The following is a 15,989-nucleotide window of genomic DNA, read 5'->3' as shown; positions in this document are numbered from 1 at the left end:
ACCTGCTAGCGATAATAAAAAAATAGAAATGAAGGAGGGGTTACCCCCTCCTTAAAAGGTATAGCTTTACTTAGTCATCTGTTTTTCAGCGTCCGCTAGAGCAGCGTCCACTGTTTGACGTCCATCAACGATGTTGATGATGGCATTTTTCGCACTACCCCAGAACGCGTTCATCTGTGGGATGTTTGGCATGATTTCGCCGTTCATCGCGTTGTCCATTGTCGCAGCGATGCGTTGGTCAGAATCTAGCTCACGTTGGAACGAGTTGAGCGCTACCGCACCGAGTGGCTTGTCGTCGTTAACTTTACGTAGACCGTCGTTAGTCAGTAGGTAGTTCTCGATGAACTCAACCGCTAGGTCTTTGTTTGGCGACGCAGTGCTGATACCTGCAGATAGTACGCCAACGAAAGGCTTAGATGATTGGCCGTTGAATTTAGGTAGCTTAGTGACACCGTAGTTGATGCCCGACTTCTCGATGTTGCCCCAAGCCCAAGGACCGTTGATGGTCATTGCTGTTTTACCTTGGTTGAACGAAGACTCAGAAACCGAGTAATCCATATCTGAAGAGATTACGCCTTTGTCTACTAGGCCTTTTACGAAGTTCATCGCGTCTTTTACGCCCGCGTTGGCAATGCCCGCGTCTTTAACATCGTAACCTTCTGCACCGTATTTGAATGCGTAGCCGCCGTCAGCTGCCATTAGAGGCCAAGTGAAGTACGGTTCTTTTAGGTTCCACATGATGGCAGATTTGCCGTCTGCTTTAAGCTTAGCGTCTAGCGCAGCCACTTCTTCCCAGCTCTTAGGTGGGTTTGGCACTAGGTCTTTGTTGTAGATAAGTGATAGAGACTCAACAGCCACTGGGTAACCGATCAGCTTGCCTTTGTACTTAACCGCGTCCCATGCAAAATCAACGATGCCTTCTTTAAGCTCTTGAGATGGGTTAATTTCAGTCAGTAGGCCAGCTTCTGCGTAGCCACCAAAACGGTCGTGAGCCCAGAACACAATATCAGGACCATCGCCAGTCGCCGCTGTTTGTGGGAACTTGTCTTGCAGCGCATCAGGGTGTGCCACTGTCACTTTAATGCCAGTGTCTTCTTCAAACTGTTTACCGACTTCAGCCAATCCGTTGTAGCCTTTGTCACCATTGATCCAGATAGTCAGTTGACCTTCTTCGATAGCAGCATTTGCACCAAAAGAGCCAAGAGCAACAAGAGTTCCTAGTGCTACTGTGCTTAGGGCGTTTTTCATGTTCATATCCTTTTTATATTTGTGTTGTAGGGCTCCACCAGAGGTTTCGCCGTATTTCACCAGTAATTCTCAGCCAAACTGACAAAAGACTCATCCTCCTACTCCCTACGCCCTACCTATTATGAACTATTTTCGTGATCCCCATCGTTAACGATCGACGACCAAGTTCACAAAACCACCTCTTTGTGTGACCAAATTCACCCTCAGTAGCGACAAATATTTGAGCTAGATCTCTCTCTGTATTCTCCACCCTAAAATGGCTCCTCCCCGTCTACTCCCCCTACAATTTTTTTGCTTAGGAGGATGCAGGCGCAGGCAATTTTTCACAAACTACAGCCATCCAAGAGTGGATGGTAAGAACCCTTTCCAGTAACACGTAATAGGGTGACTGGTTACAATGCCGCTAGGGTTTGCGAAACGTACTTAAGTCACGTAGGTATTCAGGAAACTGATTCGTTCGGGGGAGAAGCTTAGAGTACACGGGGGAAGCAAACCTGACTTTGGCTTGGTGGGTGATGTGAGAAGCTCCATCACCCTATTTTCTTACACTTTAATATGATTGAATCCATTCCAATACCAAATTCCTACTGTTATTGCCTGCGCCAAAATTCATATAATGATAGGCAGTAAATTATAAAAATTGATCGAGGACGAGCTACATGGCGAGTGTCACGTTAAAAAATGTATGTAAAGCTTACGGTGACGTACTGATTTCCAAGAACGTTGATTTAGAAATCCAAGAGGGCGAATTTGTTGTATTCGTCGGTCCGTCAGGTTGTGGTAAGTCAACTCTGCTTCGCTGTATTGCTGGTCTTGAAGACATCACCTCCGGTGACCTTTACATCGGCGATGAGCGCATGAACGAAGTAGAGCCTTCTAAGCGTGGCGTGGGCATGGTTTTCCAATCCTACGCGCTCTACCCACACTTGAACCTGTACGACAACATGTCGTTCGGTCTTAAGTTAGCGAAAGCAAGCAAGGACGAAATCGACAAACGTGTTGAACATGCTGCAGAAGTTTTACAGTTGAGCCATCTTCTTGAGCGCCAACCAAAAGCGCTATCGGGCGGTCAACGTCAACGTGTCGCCATTGGTCGTACTCTGGTTTCCCAGCCAAATGTATTCCTACTTGACGAGCCACTGTCTAACCTAGATGCCGCGCTGCGCGTACAAATGCGTTCTGAGATCACTAAACTGCAACGCAAACTGGGTTGTACCATGATCTACGTTACCCACGACCAAGTGGAAGCGATGACCATGGCAGATAAAATTGTGGTTCTAGACGCAGGATTTGTTTCGCAAGTGGGCAAACCACTCGAGCTGTACCACTACCCACAAAACCGTTTTGTTGCCGGCTTTATTGGTTCACCGAAAATGAACTTTATGAGCGTGTTCATTGAAGCGGTTGAAAAAGATCGCGTCATGGTTCAACTGGCCAACGGCACCACCTTCTGGATTCCTGTTGATGGCACCACAGTCACCCGCGGCGAGCGCATGTCTCTTGGTGTGCGTCCGGAGCACTTACTGCCCGCAAATGAAGGCGATGCGACTATCGAAGGCGAAGTGAACATCGTAGAGAAACTGGGTAACGAAACCCAAGTTTACATGCACATCGATGCCGCAGACGCAGACATGATTTATCGTCAGCCAGATACCCTTGCTGTCGAAGCGGGCGACAAGCTATCCGTTGGTATTCCAGCTCATCGTTGTCATCTATTCCACAGCGATGGTAAGGCCTGCCGCCGACTGTTTAAAGAAGCCGGTCTTGATGAAGAGTAATTTGCCTTGATTAAAAAAGCCCAGCATTTGTGATGCTGGGCTTTTTTGTTTTTATTAGAAGGCGCACGTTTTATTTGCTAATGGGTGCGTAGCCGTACTCTACAATCAACGCTTTAGCTTGAGGGCTGTTTAAATAGTCGATGAACAGCTTCGACTCTTCATCGGCTTTATCTAGGTTGTACAGCACCAAAAACGGACGCGCCAACTCATACTCCCCGTTGGCAATGGTTTTATTGTTTGCCTCAACCCCTTCAAACTGGATCGCTTTGATTGAGCTGTCTACCGAACCCGTCGACACAAAGCCTATCGCTTGCTTGTTATGGTTAACGATGGTTTTCACCATACTGTTGCTGTTGACCACCAGATTATTCGGATTGATGTCAGAGACTAAACGGCCATTGATTACCTTAGTCAGTCCCATCAAACTTTCAAAGCTATAACGTGAACCCGACGAGGCTTCTCGCGTCACTACCGCAATATCTTGATCACTGCCACCGAGCTGCTTCCAGTTGGTAATGCTGCCTTTATAGATGTCGAATAACTGCTCGCGAGTGATATTTTCAATCGGGTTGGCTTTGTTCACCACCACGGCGAGTCCATCAAACGCGATTGGTGTCACGGTCAAGGTTTCGTCTAGCTCGCTTTCCGTCAAATAACGCGAGCTCATGCCAATGTCTGCGACACCTTTTTTTACCAAAGTAATCCCTGCACTCGAGCCTACGCCCTGTACCGCAACAAAACTCTCTTTGTGGGTGGCATTATATTGGTCTGCAAGCACCTCCATCACCCGAGCAACGGACGTTGAACCAGAAATGTTCACTTCATCCGCCAGCAAAGTGGCGCTAAATAGTGAGCTAGATAGTAGTGTTGCGAGCGCGACACGGAACATATTATTCTCCCAAACGAAACGGTCTAATTGATCACCGCGCCTATGTTATGTCGATTAGATGACATTTTTGTGAAAACCTATACAGACATGACCGGATCTTGTATCTACTATGTTTAAACCCGAGTATGGTAAGCAACAGATATCAGAGGCAATAAGCGAGACTGAGCGTCATGGGATTGGTAAGTTTGCTCCAAAGACAAGTCGAGAGCCGAGCGCAGATCATTTGTAAGCAGCGCAACCAGAGCACGCCTGCAGAGCTGGGTAAAGCCGGTTATGAGGTGTTGCACAACGGAGTGGTGTTTATTAAGCAGCACTTCTTGCTCGACTCCAGTCATTGCCACTATATGAATCCGGTGGCCAAGGTTGCTTGGAACAATGAACTCAATCTGTGGCAACTGTTCGTGCCTCACGATACCGAGCTAGAGGCATGGCTCCCTTACCCTTTTTTAGCCCAGAGCAGCGACCTAACAGCCATAATGCGTGAAGTCGCCAAAGATCCCAAAGCGATGTTCTGGAGCGACTAAACCCCATTAAAAAGGGCGCTCATCGAGCGCCCTTTTACTATATAGACTATTTATACCAAACAGCATAAATATCTGGTCATTCTTGCTGGCTAAAATCGCTGATAGCGTCGTTATAGATTTTGTAGGTAGGTCAACTAGCTAGCTGCAATCTATGCCTTGCTCTCAGCAATTTTACCTGCGCAATTATCTGATCACCTATTTATCCCGTTTGGTATTACTCCTCGGTCGGAGCTTGCGCCTCTTCAGCGCTTTTAACGTCTTCGAACACTTGGGTTGGTTTGGCCACCAAGCTACGGTTTTCTTGGTTTACGTCAGTCAACACCACTTCAAGCACATCGCCAAGACGGTAGATGACTTCTTTATCGATACTCACCGTACCGTTATCACCATTGCACTCTAGACGCTCTTTGTTCGCCAAAATCAGTGTCCCTGGAATGAAGGCAGCTGCGCCATTTTCCAGCAAGCGCACGCGCATACCGGCACGGTTAATATCAAAGATTTCGCCGTTAAACTTGGTGCCCTTAGTCGGCTCTTCGGCGAGTGTGCGCGCGTACAGCCAGTCACTGACATTACGCTCAGCAATCTTATGATGTTTACGGTGTGTCGCCAGCTCCTCACCCACGCTATCATCGGCCGTTTGCACAGGCGCTTTGCCTAAGATGTGCGCTTTTAACATGCGGTGGTTGATCATATCGCCATATTTACGAATTGGAGAGGTCCAAGTCGCGTAGATGTCTAAGCCCATCGCGTAATGTGGCAGTGGTTGATTGCCAATTTCACTGTAAGCTTGCGACTTGCGGATACGGTTATCAAGGTAAGAAGTGTCTTGACCTGCTAACCAGCGGCGCAGCGCGGCAAAACCATCAAGAGTCGCGATAGAATCAGCGGTAAATGGCAACTCACCTTCAGGGTTAACGAGCTTAACCACATCTTCAATCTTTTCTGGCTTAAAGCCTGCGTGAGTATTAAATACCCCACTATTAAACGTGGCTTGCAGAGTCTTACCCGCACAGATATTGGCGGTGATCATCGCTTCTTCCACTAAGCGATTGGCACTGCGACGCAGATCGGCATGAATCGCCACAACATCGTTATCTTCACTCAATTCAAAACGGTAATCTGGACGGTCAGGGAAGACAACGGCGTGCGTTTCGCGCCAGTTAGCACGGGCAAGCGAGAAGTCGTACAAATCACGCACCACTTGAGCAATCTCATCGCTTGGCTGCCAGTGGGCCGACTCACCCGTTTCCAGCCAGTCAGATACGTGGTCGTACACAAGACGCGCTTGAGACTTGATGTTGGCCGCAAAGAAGCGAATGTCATCGCCAATCACCCCATCTTTATCTATGGTCACTGTGCAACACAAGGCTGGGCGCACTTCGTCTTGCATTAAAGAACACAGCTCGTCGGCAAGATCACGCGGCAGCATTGGAATATTGCGCCCAGGTAAGTAGATAGTAAAACCGCGCTCGCGGGCGACTTTATCCATCTCACTGTCTGGTGTGATGTAGGCTGTCGGATCGGCAATTGCGATGGTCAGCTCGAAGTCGCCATTGTCACTTTTTTTCGCGTACAGAGCATCGTCCATATCTTTGGTCGATTCACCATCAATGGTAACAAAAGGAATGTGCGTCATGTCGATACGTTCTAGATCCGCATCGTCTTTGATCTCCCAATGCTCAATGCCTGCAGGCTCGCTGTTAGGCAGATCGTTCTCTGCGAGTGTTACCCACCATGGCGCGATTTTATCGTCAGCGTCGGTGATTTTTTCACTGATTTCAACAAAGAAGCCATTGTCCCCCTTAAGTGGATGGCGAGTCAGGTGCGCCACGACCCAGTCGCCCTCTTTAAGGTCATCGCTTTTGATGCCTTTACGGGTTTTGGCTTTTAGAGAAAGCTTCTTCAATTGAGGGTGATCCGGTGCCACATTGAGCTTACCCTTAAACAGTTTCACGCGACCAATAAAGCGCGTTAGTCCTTGCTCAATCAGCTCTTCCGGCTCCGCCACTTCACGCTCTTTTTCAGTACGAATAATGGCTTTGACCTTGTCACCATGCAGACATTTTTTCATGTACGGTGGCGGGATAAAGAAGCTAGTTTTGCTATCGACTTCGAGAAAACCAAAGCCTTTTTCGGTTGCTTTGATGGTGCCTTCCTTTTTCGGAAGCGTTTCTTGAATTTGCTGCTTAAGTTGAGCCAGTAGCGGGTTATCTTGGAACATCTCTACAATTCTTACTGAAAAAATTGCGCACACTATAACACTGCGGCTATGGCCTCGCTAGCGCACTGCCATGACAATCTAGCCTTTAAACTGGATTTCAAACGCTTATCGAAACAAATAAATCGCGCTCTCTTTAAACAAGGGCACCAATAAGTGACGAAGATGTGAACAGAACAGCCCAAATCAGAGAAAAATTGTGATGAAATTCAATTTTTTCTAGCTTTTCTTATGCTTTTGAGGAATAATGCGCTCCCTCAAATCGATGCGACTACAGTGTAGGCAAATCTGCCATGTGACACAGAGAATGTAGTGAGCGGCATCGAGAGAATTTACGTCCCTAGTGGCTTGATGCGATTTACGACTTTTCCGCATCTGAACGGAATCAGCTCTCAACTGGATTGGTATTGGAATTGGTAGAGCTCGTGGGACCTTTTGTTGACATAATATAGTAGGATCCCAATGACAGATTCTGTAATTCAGTTTAGCGATCTAGCGCTTAACGACTCTATCCTTTCAGCTCTTGATGGTATGGGTTTTGTTTCACCAACTCCAATTCAGGCTGCTGCTATCCCGCACCTATTGGCTGGTAAAGACGCACTAGGTAAAGCTCAAACTGGTACTGGTAAAACTGCCGCTTTCTCTCTACCTCTTCTTAATAAGCTCGACCTTGGTCAACGTAAGCCACAAGCTATCGTTCTTGCACCAACTCGTGAGCTGGCGATTCAGGTTGCCGCTGAGATTAAGAACCTAGGTAAAAATATTGCTGGCCTTAAAGTGCTAGAGATCTACGGTGGTGCATCTATCGTTGATCAAATGCGCGCACTTAAAAACGGTGCTCACATCGTTGTCGGTACACCAGGCCGTGTTCAAGACCTTATCAACCGTGACCGTCTACACCTAGATGAAGTGCATACATTCGTGCTTGATGAAGCAGACGAAATGTTAAACATGGGCTTTGTTGACGATGTCACTGAAATCATGGAGCACGCTCCAGAGTCAGCACAACGCGTACTGTTCTCTGCGACTATGCCTCCGATGCTTAAGAGCATTGTTGAGCGCTTCCTACGTGATCCAGAAACCATCGACGTTGCCGGTAAAAACCACACCGTAGACAAAGTAGAACAGCAGTTCTGGGTTGTGAAAGGTGTTGAAAAAGACGAAGCGATGTCTCGTCTTCTAGAAACAGAAGAGACTGACGCATCGATCGTATTCGTACGTACTCGTCAAGATACCGAGCGTTTGGCTGATTGGCTATCTGCACGCGGCTTTAAAGCAGCGGCTCTACACGGTGACATTCCTCAGTCACTTCGTGAGCGCACCGTTGACCACATTAAACAAGGCGTGATCGACATCTTAGTCGCGACTGACGTTGTTGCTCGTGGTCTAGACGTGCCACGTATTACTCACGTATTCAACTACGACATCCCATTCGATGTTGAGTCTTACATCCACCGTATCGGTCGTACTGGCCGCGCTGGACGTAAAGGTAAAGCGATCCTGTTGGTTCGTACTAACCAACTTCGTATGCTACGCACTATTGAGCGCGTGACTAAGTCATCAATGGAAGAGATCCAACTTCCTCACCGTGACAAAGTAGCCGAAGCGCGTCTAGCTAAGCTAGGTGCAGAGCTAGAAACTGAAAAAGAGCACAAAGCACTTGAGAAGTTTGCTGAGCTAGTCGACAAGCTACAAGAGTCTCTTGAGCTCGATGCCGCAGCACTTGCAGCCATCTTGCTTAAGCGCCAACAAGGTAAGCGCCCACTGTTCTACATCGGCGAAGACCCAATGATTGAAGCGATTGAGCGCGACAAACAGCGTCGTAAAGAGCGTCGTGAAGGTGGCCGTGATGGTCGTCGCGAAGGCGGTCGTAGCTTCAACAACCAAGATTGGGATACGTACCAACTGCAAGTAGGCCGTGAGCAAGGCGTTCAGGTTAAAGATATCGTCGGCGCACTAGCTAACGAACTTGGCCTAACCAAAGGCTCAATCGGTGCTATCAAACTAGCACAAGGCGAAACTTACGTTCAGCTACCAAAAGCGATGTCGTCTGAGACGGCGGGTAAACTGCGTAAGCTGCGTATTCGTCAGAAGCAGGTGGATGCGGTTGTTTGTGACTTTGATGATTTCCGCGAACCTCGTGGTCGCCGTGATGGCGGTGGCCGTCGTGACGGTGGTTACCGTGGCAACCGTGAAGGTGGTCGTCGTGAAGGCGGTTTCCGTGGCAACCGTGAAGGTGGCCGTGGTGGTCGCGACGGTGAACGTCGCTTTGACCGCAACCGTGGTGGTGACCATCGCGGTAACTATCGCGGTGAACGTGGTCACGGCCGTGACCGTCGCAGCGAAGCATAAGATTAACGACACAAAAAAGGATACGCATTGCGTATCCTTTTTTTATTCCTGGTTTATACCCAACGGGATGAGTAAGTGCCCAGATATTGGTTGTGATTGGAATGCCTACTTTGCTTGGCCGAAGATGTATTTATCCATCATGGTCACCATTTTGCCAATCTCTGGTTTGGTGATGGTATCGTTGGCACCCAGCGCTAACGCTTTGGCGCGGTTATCGTCACTCATCAAAGATGAAAACATCACAATCGGAATCGATGAGTAAGCTTCACTATCACGCAGGCGCTTAACAAGGTGCATACCATCCATTCTTGGCATCTCAACGTCAGTCACGATACCGTCAATAAACTCACTCACTGGCATGTTTTCTTCTTTCGCCACTTCGATTAAGTTCATCAACTTCTCGTGTGCTTCGCCGCCATCTTTACAGGCAATCACGTTGTAGCCGGCTGAGGTTAAGGTGTCTTGAATCATGGAGCGAATAAACGCAGAGTCGTCCACCACCATCACGGTTTTGGCGTTGCGCTTAGTGATCATGCGCTGGTTAAGATCGACGGTTTTATCTACCTTAACATCGTATTTTTCCATACTCAGTTCTGGGTTGATATCAGCAATGATCTTCTCGAAGTCGAGGATCATGATTAGGTTACCGTCTTTTCGCACCACCGCCACGACGCAATCTTGCTCGCCCGCTTCCAAAAACTGACTTGGCGATTCAACATCATTCCAAGAAATACGGTGGATACGGCTGATACTGTCGATCAAAAAACCATTAGTCATGTTATTAAAGTCGGTGACGATAACAAACTTGCGCTTCAGATCTTTATTGGTCTGGACACCCAACCAGCCCGCTAAGTCCACCAGCGGAGTCAAGACATCTCGCGAAGAGAACACGCCAACCATATGTGGCTGGGCATTGGGATAATCGGTGGTCTCTGGTACCTGAATCACCTCTCGCACCTTGGCGACGTTAATTCCGTAATAGCAGGTTTTTGTCCCACCACCAGGAAGCTCTTTCACTAAATGGAACTCGATGATCTCCAGTTCATTAGTGCCACTTTCGGTTAAAATCGTACTACTTGATCCGCTCATAATTCTTCTTCATCGTTTGATCACAACTTGTTATCGTCAAAAGTTGTCGATACTTTTGTTCTTTTTAACCGCAAAACAAATCTTTGTAAATCGAATAGACAGTGTGAGTTCAAAGTTCTGCGCTTCAGCCCGAGATTATTACTGTTAAATTACTCAGTAATTAACGAGGTAGCCCAGCCAATACGTCGCCATCGAGCATACCAGGCCTAGATTGTCATAGGTCAGGCGAATTTTTTATTGTACAGAGTCAGCGTCTCTAAACCCTAAGTTCAGCGTCATCATCCTTTAGGTTTAGCACAATTTGGTGGACAAAGAAGAAAAGCGGGCCGACATCGACACCGCCATTTAAGGTAGGTTTTAGCCAAGGAGCGATTTAACCGTTGCGCGCTCAACTAGGGTCGGTTCGAGCTGAACCACTTGAGCTTGGTCACTGTCACCCGCCAGCTTCTTCAGTACCGCTTCAACCGCCGCCTTACCCAGGCGATATTTAGGTTGATGGATAGTGGTCAGTGAAGGGCTCATAAACTTAGCGATGTGGATATCATCGTAGCCAATAATCGATAGCTGATCAGGGATCGCGATGCCTCGCTCATTGGCGGCATTAATCACCCCCATTGCCATCATGTCATTGCAAACAAAGATAGCACTCGGCAGTGGCCCTTTATCCGCCATCCGATTAAACGCCTCGTAACCGCCTTCACATTCAAAGTCGGCTTCGATAATCCAGTCCGATTTGAAGCCAAGTCCGGCCTCATTCAATGCGCGTTTATAACCCTCATAACGCATCTGCGCCTGGTTCCTAACCAGCGGGCCAGTGATACAACCAATATCGGTGTGACCACTATCGATAAGATACTTAGCCGCTAAGTAGCCGCCGCGCAAAGAGTTGTCTTGAATTTTATCACTGGTAAACAGCATCGGGCCCCAGTCCATCACGACAACCGGGATGTCTGGATACTGCTCAAAGACATCGATACGTTCGCCCTCGAGGGAAGAGCACATCAAAATCAAGCCATCAACCCGCTTTTGCAATAGTGTGTTGATGGATTCTCGCATCCGCTGGTTATCCCCTTCGGTATTGCACAAAATCAGGTTATAACCTTGTTGGTAGCAACTGCGTTCCACCCCTTTCACCACTTCACCGAAGAAGGGGTTCGTTGAGGTGGTCACTAACATGCCTATGGTTTGAGTTCGGTTGATTTTTAAACTTCTGGCCAGTGCGGAGGGGCGATAGTTGAGGTCTTTCGCCGCCTGATTGACCCGCTGCGAGATCTCTTCACTGACATAACGGGATTTGTTAATGACATGACTGACCGTTGAGGTTGATACCCCAGCTAGCCGCGCAATATCCTTCATTGTTGCCATGCCGTACTCCCTGACGTCTAACTGCTAACTGCGCTCAGCCAAAAACGCATCCACTTCAGCACGCGATGGTATCGAGGTTTGGGCACCAAAACGAGTGACTGAGATTGCGGCTGCGGCATGAGCAAACTTAATCGCTGATTCTAAAGGCAAATCCTCAAGTAAGCCAGTGACCAATGCTCCATTAAAGGTATCGCCTGCTGCTGTGGTATCGAGCGCTTCGACCCGGAAACCCTCGATCAATGTCCCTCGACCATTTTGACTGAGCCACACGCCTTTCGCGCCTAAAGTGATCATCACAATTTCGATCCCTTTACCGTGCAGTGCATTGGCCGCCTCTTGAGCGCTTTCGTTGTCTGTCACTGTAATGCCGGTTAGCACTTCGGCTTCGGTTTCATTGGGCGTAATCACATCGATACAAGCGAGTAGTTCATCTGACAATTCGCGCGCTGGCGCAGGGTTAAGAATCACATTGGTACGCGCCTGCTTAGCAACCTGCGCCGCTTTTTCGATCCCGCATAATGGGGTTTCCAATTGCATCAGCAAGTACTTGGCATTGCGGATAGATTCCAAGTCTGACTCGATCGCTTCAGCGGTCAGTTTGGCGTTGGCCTCGGCGGAAATACAGATGCTGTTTTCACCGCTATCAGACACTTGGATCATCGCAATCCCGGTCGGGCAATTCGGCTCCATTTTTACACCGCGAATATTGATGTTGTCCATCTTGAAGTTTTCACGGATGTTAATGCCAAACGCATCATCACCCACGCAGGCAATAAAACCCGTGTCGGCGTTTAAGCGCGCCGCTGCCACGGCTTGGTTGGCCCCTTTGCCACCCGGAATCACTTGATAGTTACGACCATGCAACGTCTCGCCTGGGCGAGGAAAAGAAGGCACTTGAAGAACATGGTCAGCGTTAACACTACCTAAAACCACTAACTTATTCATAAGGTTGTCCTCGGCTCGGTAGAGCCCAATAGATGTGAACAGGAGAAATAGCGATGGACTCTCAGGCACAGAGCCCATAACTATTTGCCCTCTTTGCGGCTTACAGAAAGCAGCAAAGAGGGCCGGTTGCGAATTACTTAGTAATCACTTTTAGTGGAACAGGAATGTAAGTTTCTACCTGCTCGCCTTTCAGTACTTGGTCGGCCGTTTCGATGCCTAGCGCACCAATCAGATCAGGCTGCTGTGCGATGGTCGCAGAAAGCTGGCCACGGTTAACCGCTGCAATACCGTCGTCTGTACCATCAAAGCCAACGATCATGACATCTTTGCCTGATGCTTGTACTGCGCGCAGTGCACCCAATGCCATTTCGTCGTTTTGTGCAAATACCGCTTCAACGTCTGGGTTAGCAGCAAGCAGGTTTTCCATTACGTTTAGACCTTTAGTACGGTCAAAGTCTGCTGGCTGACTAGCAAGCACTTGCATCTCGCTGCCTTTTACTGCGTTCATGAAGCCTTCGCCACGTTCACGAGCAGCCGAAGTACCGGCAATGCCTTCCAATTGGATCACTTTGGCTTTCATACCCACTTTTTCAACAATGTAGTTACCGGCCATTTCACCACCCACCACGTTATCTGACGCGATATGGCTCACTACGTCACCTCGGCTAGCCCCACGGTCTAGAGTCAGTACTGGAATGTTTGAGCGGTTGGCCATGCGAATCGCGTTTGATACCGCATCCGAATCGGTTGGGTTGATCAAAATCGCTTTCACGCCACGGACGGTTAAGTCTTCGATGTTCGACAGTTCTTTACTTGGATCGTTTTGCGAGTCCAGAACAATCAAATCATAACCAAGCTCCTTCGCTTTCGCTTCTGCACCGTCTTTCATGGTCACAAAGAACGGGTTGTTCAGCGTCGACAGTACGATAGCCATCGTGTCTTGTGCCTGTGCTGATACAGAAACAGTGGTAGAAAGTAGTGCCGCGGAGATAAGAGTTGCGAGTTTTTTCATTTTATCTGTCCTTGTGTAGGGTGGGTCAAGACACGTCACTTGACCCTATTTAGTTTAGTTTTGATTTACTTGTTTTTGTTGTCTACCAATACCGCCAGCAAAATAACCACTGCTTTGGCAATCATTTGGTAGTAGGAGGAAACATCGAGCAAGTTTAGAGCGTTGTTTAGGAAACCAATGATCAGCGCACCGATCAAAGTCCCCATAATGCGGCCCTTACCGCCCATCAAACTGGTGCCACCCAAGACGACAGCCGCAATGGCATCCAGCTCATAGCCCATACCAGCCGTTGGTTGGGCAGATGAGAGTCGAGAGGTGACGATAATGCCAGCCAAGGCAGCAAGCAGACCACAGATGGCGTAAACACCAATCTTAACGCGGTCCACATTGATACCCGACAGGCGAGTAGCAGATTCGTTGCCGCCTAGTGCGTAAACGTATCGGCCGAAACGGGTGTGATTGAGCAGATACCAAGCGGCTGCAAAAACGATCACCATCAACCAGACGGGTACTGGAATACCCAGCGCATAACCTGTACCGAACCAAGCGAACGCGTCCGCTGTGTCAGTAAAACCTGTCGAAATAGGACGACCATCGGTGTAAACCATAGTCACACCGCGTAGCAAGGTCATGGTCACGAGCGTTGCGATAAACGCCTGCACTTTACCTTTGGCGATAATGATGCCGCTAATGGCACCCAAAGCTGCGCCGGCAAACAGTGCCGTCGGTACCGCAATCAGTACTGGCACTTCCATGGCAATCAAGCTAGCGGCAAATGCACCACATAGCGCCAGCACCGAGCCAACACTCAAATCAATACCTGCGGTTAGGATAACCAGCGTCATACCCACTGCGATGATCGCGTTCACCGAGGTTTGACGAAGAATGTTGAGGATGTTGTCGACAGTAAAAAAGTTCGGGTTTAAGAAAGAGACAACAACAATCAACAATAGCAGCGCAATCAGCGACTTTTGTTCAATGAGCCACTCTTTGCTAAACAGCTTTGTGCTGTGAGATGTATTTGTTTTGCTCATGGTATCGGTACTCATGCGGCTTCCTCATTAATCTTTTTGCCTACGGCACAGGCGAGTAGTTTCTCTTGGTCAGCGTCTTGGGCAGCAAATTCGCCACTGATTCGCCCTTCGTGCATGACCAGAATGCGGTCACTCATGCCGAGCACTTCAGGCATCTCGGAAGAAACCAGAATGATGCTCATACCATCGGCCTTAAATTTGTTGATCAGTTGATAAATCTCTTTTTTCGCGCCGACATCCACACCTCGGGTTGGCTCATCTAAAATCAATACCTTAGGTTTGGTCATCAAGCCTTTAGCAATCGCAACTTTTTGCTGATTGCCTCCCGACAAGTTGCCAATAATCTGATCTCTTGTCGGCGTTTTGATATTGAATAAATTGATGAAGTCTTCGACGGCGACCACTTCGTCATTGTGTTGGATTCGACCTCCTTTGGTCAGTTTATCGAGCGCGCAAAGTGACATGTTCTCTTTGACGGAGAGTCCTAATACCAGGCCATCCCCTTTACGGTCTTCTGAGATATAAGCGATACCATTGGCCAAGCCATCTTGAGGCGACACCGGATTAATGGTTTTGTTGTCGAGATTGATCACGCCGCTCTCACTAGGCAGCGCACCATAAATCACTTTCATCAACTCAGTACGACCTGCGCCCATTAAGCCAGAGATACCAAGGATCTCACCGCGCTTAAGGGTAAAGCTGACATCGTGCACACCCGAACCGGTCAATCCGATCACTTCAAGGCAAGTCTCTCCGTGGCGCACATCAATGCGCGGATACTGCTCATCGAGCTTACGACCGACCATCATTTCAATCAGGCCATCTTCGTCGGTATCGCTCACTTGGCACTGGCCGATAAATTTGCCATCACGCAGTACAGTGATATCGTCACAAATTTCGAAAATCTCTTTCAAACGGTGCGAGATATACACAATGCCGCAGCCTTGGTCACGCAGCTCATTGATCACCGCAAACAGAGATTCGGTTTCAGTATCAGTGAGTGCATCGGTCGGCTCATCCATAATGATGACTTTCGATTCAAACGACAGCGCTTTGGCGATTTCGACCATCTGCTGTTCACCAAGACTCAAATCACCAAGTAAGGTCTTTGAGCTGTGCTTGACGTTCAGTCTCGCCAACAACTTGTCGGCCTCTGCGTACATTTTCTGCCACTGAATACCACCAAATCCGTTGGTAAATTCGCGGCCCAAGAAGATATTCTCTGCGATGGTCAGCTCTGGAATCAGGTTCAGTTCTTGGTGAATGATGCTTATACCCGCTTGCTGAGAATCACGTGGACCTTTGAACGCGGCAGGCTGACCCTGATAATGAATGCTCCCCGAATCTAAGCTGTAGATGCCGGTCAACACTTTCATCAATGTTGATTTGCCCGCGCCGTTCTCACCCAGTAGCGCCATTACGCGGCCGGGGTAAACATTGAGGCTCGCTTGATCTAAGGCTTTCACTCCAGGGAACGCCTTTTCAATCGAACTCAGCTGTAATATGGCTTGAGTCATAGTGCTTCCTTCCTGTTG

Annotated in this window: 12 protein-coding genes; 3 read left to right on the top strand and 9 right to left on the bottom strand. The window is 48.5% G+C overall.

Annotation, left to right across the window (positions count from 1 at the left end):
• Window positions 1-66: 66 nt before the first annotated feature.
• The gene (gene malE / locus MTO69_RS17790) at window positions 67-1,248 is read right to left on the bottom strand and encodes a maltose/maltodextrin ABC transporter substrate-binding protein MalE (RefSeq protein ID WP_248334767.1); all 1,182 of its coding nucleotides are present in this window, start codon (window positions 1,246-1,248) and stop codon (window positions 67-69) included.
• Between the two features lie 659 nt (window positions 1,249-1,907).
• On the opposite strand from malE, the gene malK reads away from it, so the two are divergent.
• Window positions 1,908-3,026, top strand: coding sequence for a maltose/maltodextrin ABC transporter ATP-binding protein MalK (malK, locus tag MTO69_RS17785; protein WP_248334766.1), 1,119 nt, complete (start codon window positions 1,908-1,910; stop codon window positions 3,024-3,026).
• A 70-nt stretch (window positions 3,027-3,096) separates the two neighbouring features.
• On the opposite strand, the gene MTO69_RS17780 is transcribed toward malK, so the two are convergent.
• The gene (locus tag MTO69_RS17780; RefSeq protein WP_248334765.1) at window positions 3,097-3,915 is read right to left on the bottom strand and encodes a phosphate ABC transporter substrate-binding protein; all 819 of its coding nucleotides are present in this window, start codon (window positions 3,913-3,915) and stop codon (window positions 3,097-3,099) included.
• Between the two features lie 170 nt (window positions 3,916-4,085).
• Between MTO69_RS17780 and MTO69_RS17775 the strand changes: the two genes are divergently transcribed.
• Window positions 4,086-4,439 (top strand): DUF3024 domain-containing protein, encoded by a 354-nt coding sequence (locus tag MTO69_RS17775; RefSeq protein WP_248334764.1) that lies wholly within the window; start codon window positions 4,086-4,088, stop codon window positions 4,437-4,439.
• A gap of 214 nt (window positions 4,440-4,653) precedes the next feature.
• Here MTO69_RS17775 and rnb read toward each other — a convergent pair whose 3' ends face one another.
• On the bottom strand, window positions 4,654-6,660 hold the full coding sequence (gene rnb / locus MTO69_RS17770) for an exoribonuclease II (protein ID WP_248334763.1): 2,007 nt from the start codon (window positions 6,658-6,660) through the stop codon (window positions 4,654-4,656).
• Window positions 6,661-7,119: 459 nt separating this feature from the next.
• Here rnb and MTO69_RS17765 point away from each other — a divergent pair, with 459 nt between their 5' ends.
• A complete protein-coding gene (locus tag MTO69_RS17765) occupies window positions 7,120-9,009 on the top strand; it encodes a DEAD/DEAH box helicase (RefSeq protein ID WP_248334762.1) in 1,890 nt (629 codons plus the stop codon).
• A gap of 105 nt (window positions 9,010-9,114) precedes the next feature.
• On the opposite strand, the gene MTO69_RS17760 is transcribed toward MTO69_RS17765, so the two are convergent.
• The 6 genes from MTO69_RS17760 to rbsA form a co-directional block, all read right to left on the bottom strand.
• Window positions 9,115-10,098, bottom strand: coding sequence for a chemotaxis protein (locus tag MTO69_RS17760; protein WP_248334761.1), 984 nt, complete (start codon window positions 10,096-10,098; stop codon window positions 9,115-9,117).
• A 357-nt stretch (window positions 10,099-10,455) separates the two neighbouring features.
• Window positions 10,456-11,463, bottom strand: coding sequence for a substrate-binding domain-containing protein (locus MTO69_RS17755; RefSeq protein ID WP_248334760.1), 1,008 nt, complete (start codon window positions 11,461-11,463; stop codon window positions 10,456-10,458).
• 24 nt (window positions 11,464-11,487) lie between these two features.
• Window positions 11,488-12,408, bottom strand: a complete 921-nt coding sequence (gene rbsK, locus MTO69_RS17750) for a ribokinase (protein ID WP_248334759.1) — start codon at window positions 12,406-12,408, stop codon at window positions 11,488-11,490.
• A 133-nt stretch (window positions 12,409-12,541) separates the two neighbouring features.
• The gene (gene rbsB, locus MTO69_RS17745) at window positions 12,542-13,420 is read right to left on the bottom strand and encodes a ribose ABC transporter substrate-binding protein RbsB (protein ID WP_248334758.1); all 879 of its coding nucleotides are present in this window, start codon (window positions 13,418-13,420) and stop codon (window positions 12,542-12,544) included.
• A 65-nt stretch (window positions 13,421-13,485) separates the two neighbouring features.
• Window positions 13,486-14,469, bottom strand: a complete 984-nt coding sequence (rbsC, locus tag MTO69_RS17740) for a ribose ABC transporter permease (protein ID WP_248334757.1) — start codon at window positions 14,467-14,469, stop codon at window positions 13,486-13,488.
• Complete coding sequence (rbsA, locus tag MTO69_RS17735; RefSeq protein ID WP_248334756.1) at window positions 14,466-15,971, bottom strand: ribose ABC transporter ATP-binding protein RbsA; 1,506 nt, start codon at window positions 15,969-15,971, stop codon at window positions 14,466-14,468. Before rbsA ends, rbsC begins: the two co-directional genes overlap by 4 nt.
• Window positions 15,972-15,989: the final 18 nt, after the last annotated feature.

It is taken from the genome of Vibrio sinaloensis (genome assembly GCF_023195835.1).
Classification (GTDB): Bacteria; Pseudomonadota; Gammaproteobacteria; order Enterobacterales; family Vibrionaceae; genus Vibrio; species Vibrio sinaloensis_C.
This window is presented reverse-complemented; position numbering and strand designations above follow the sequence as displayed.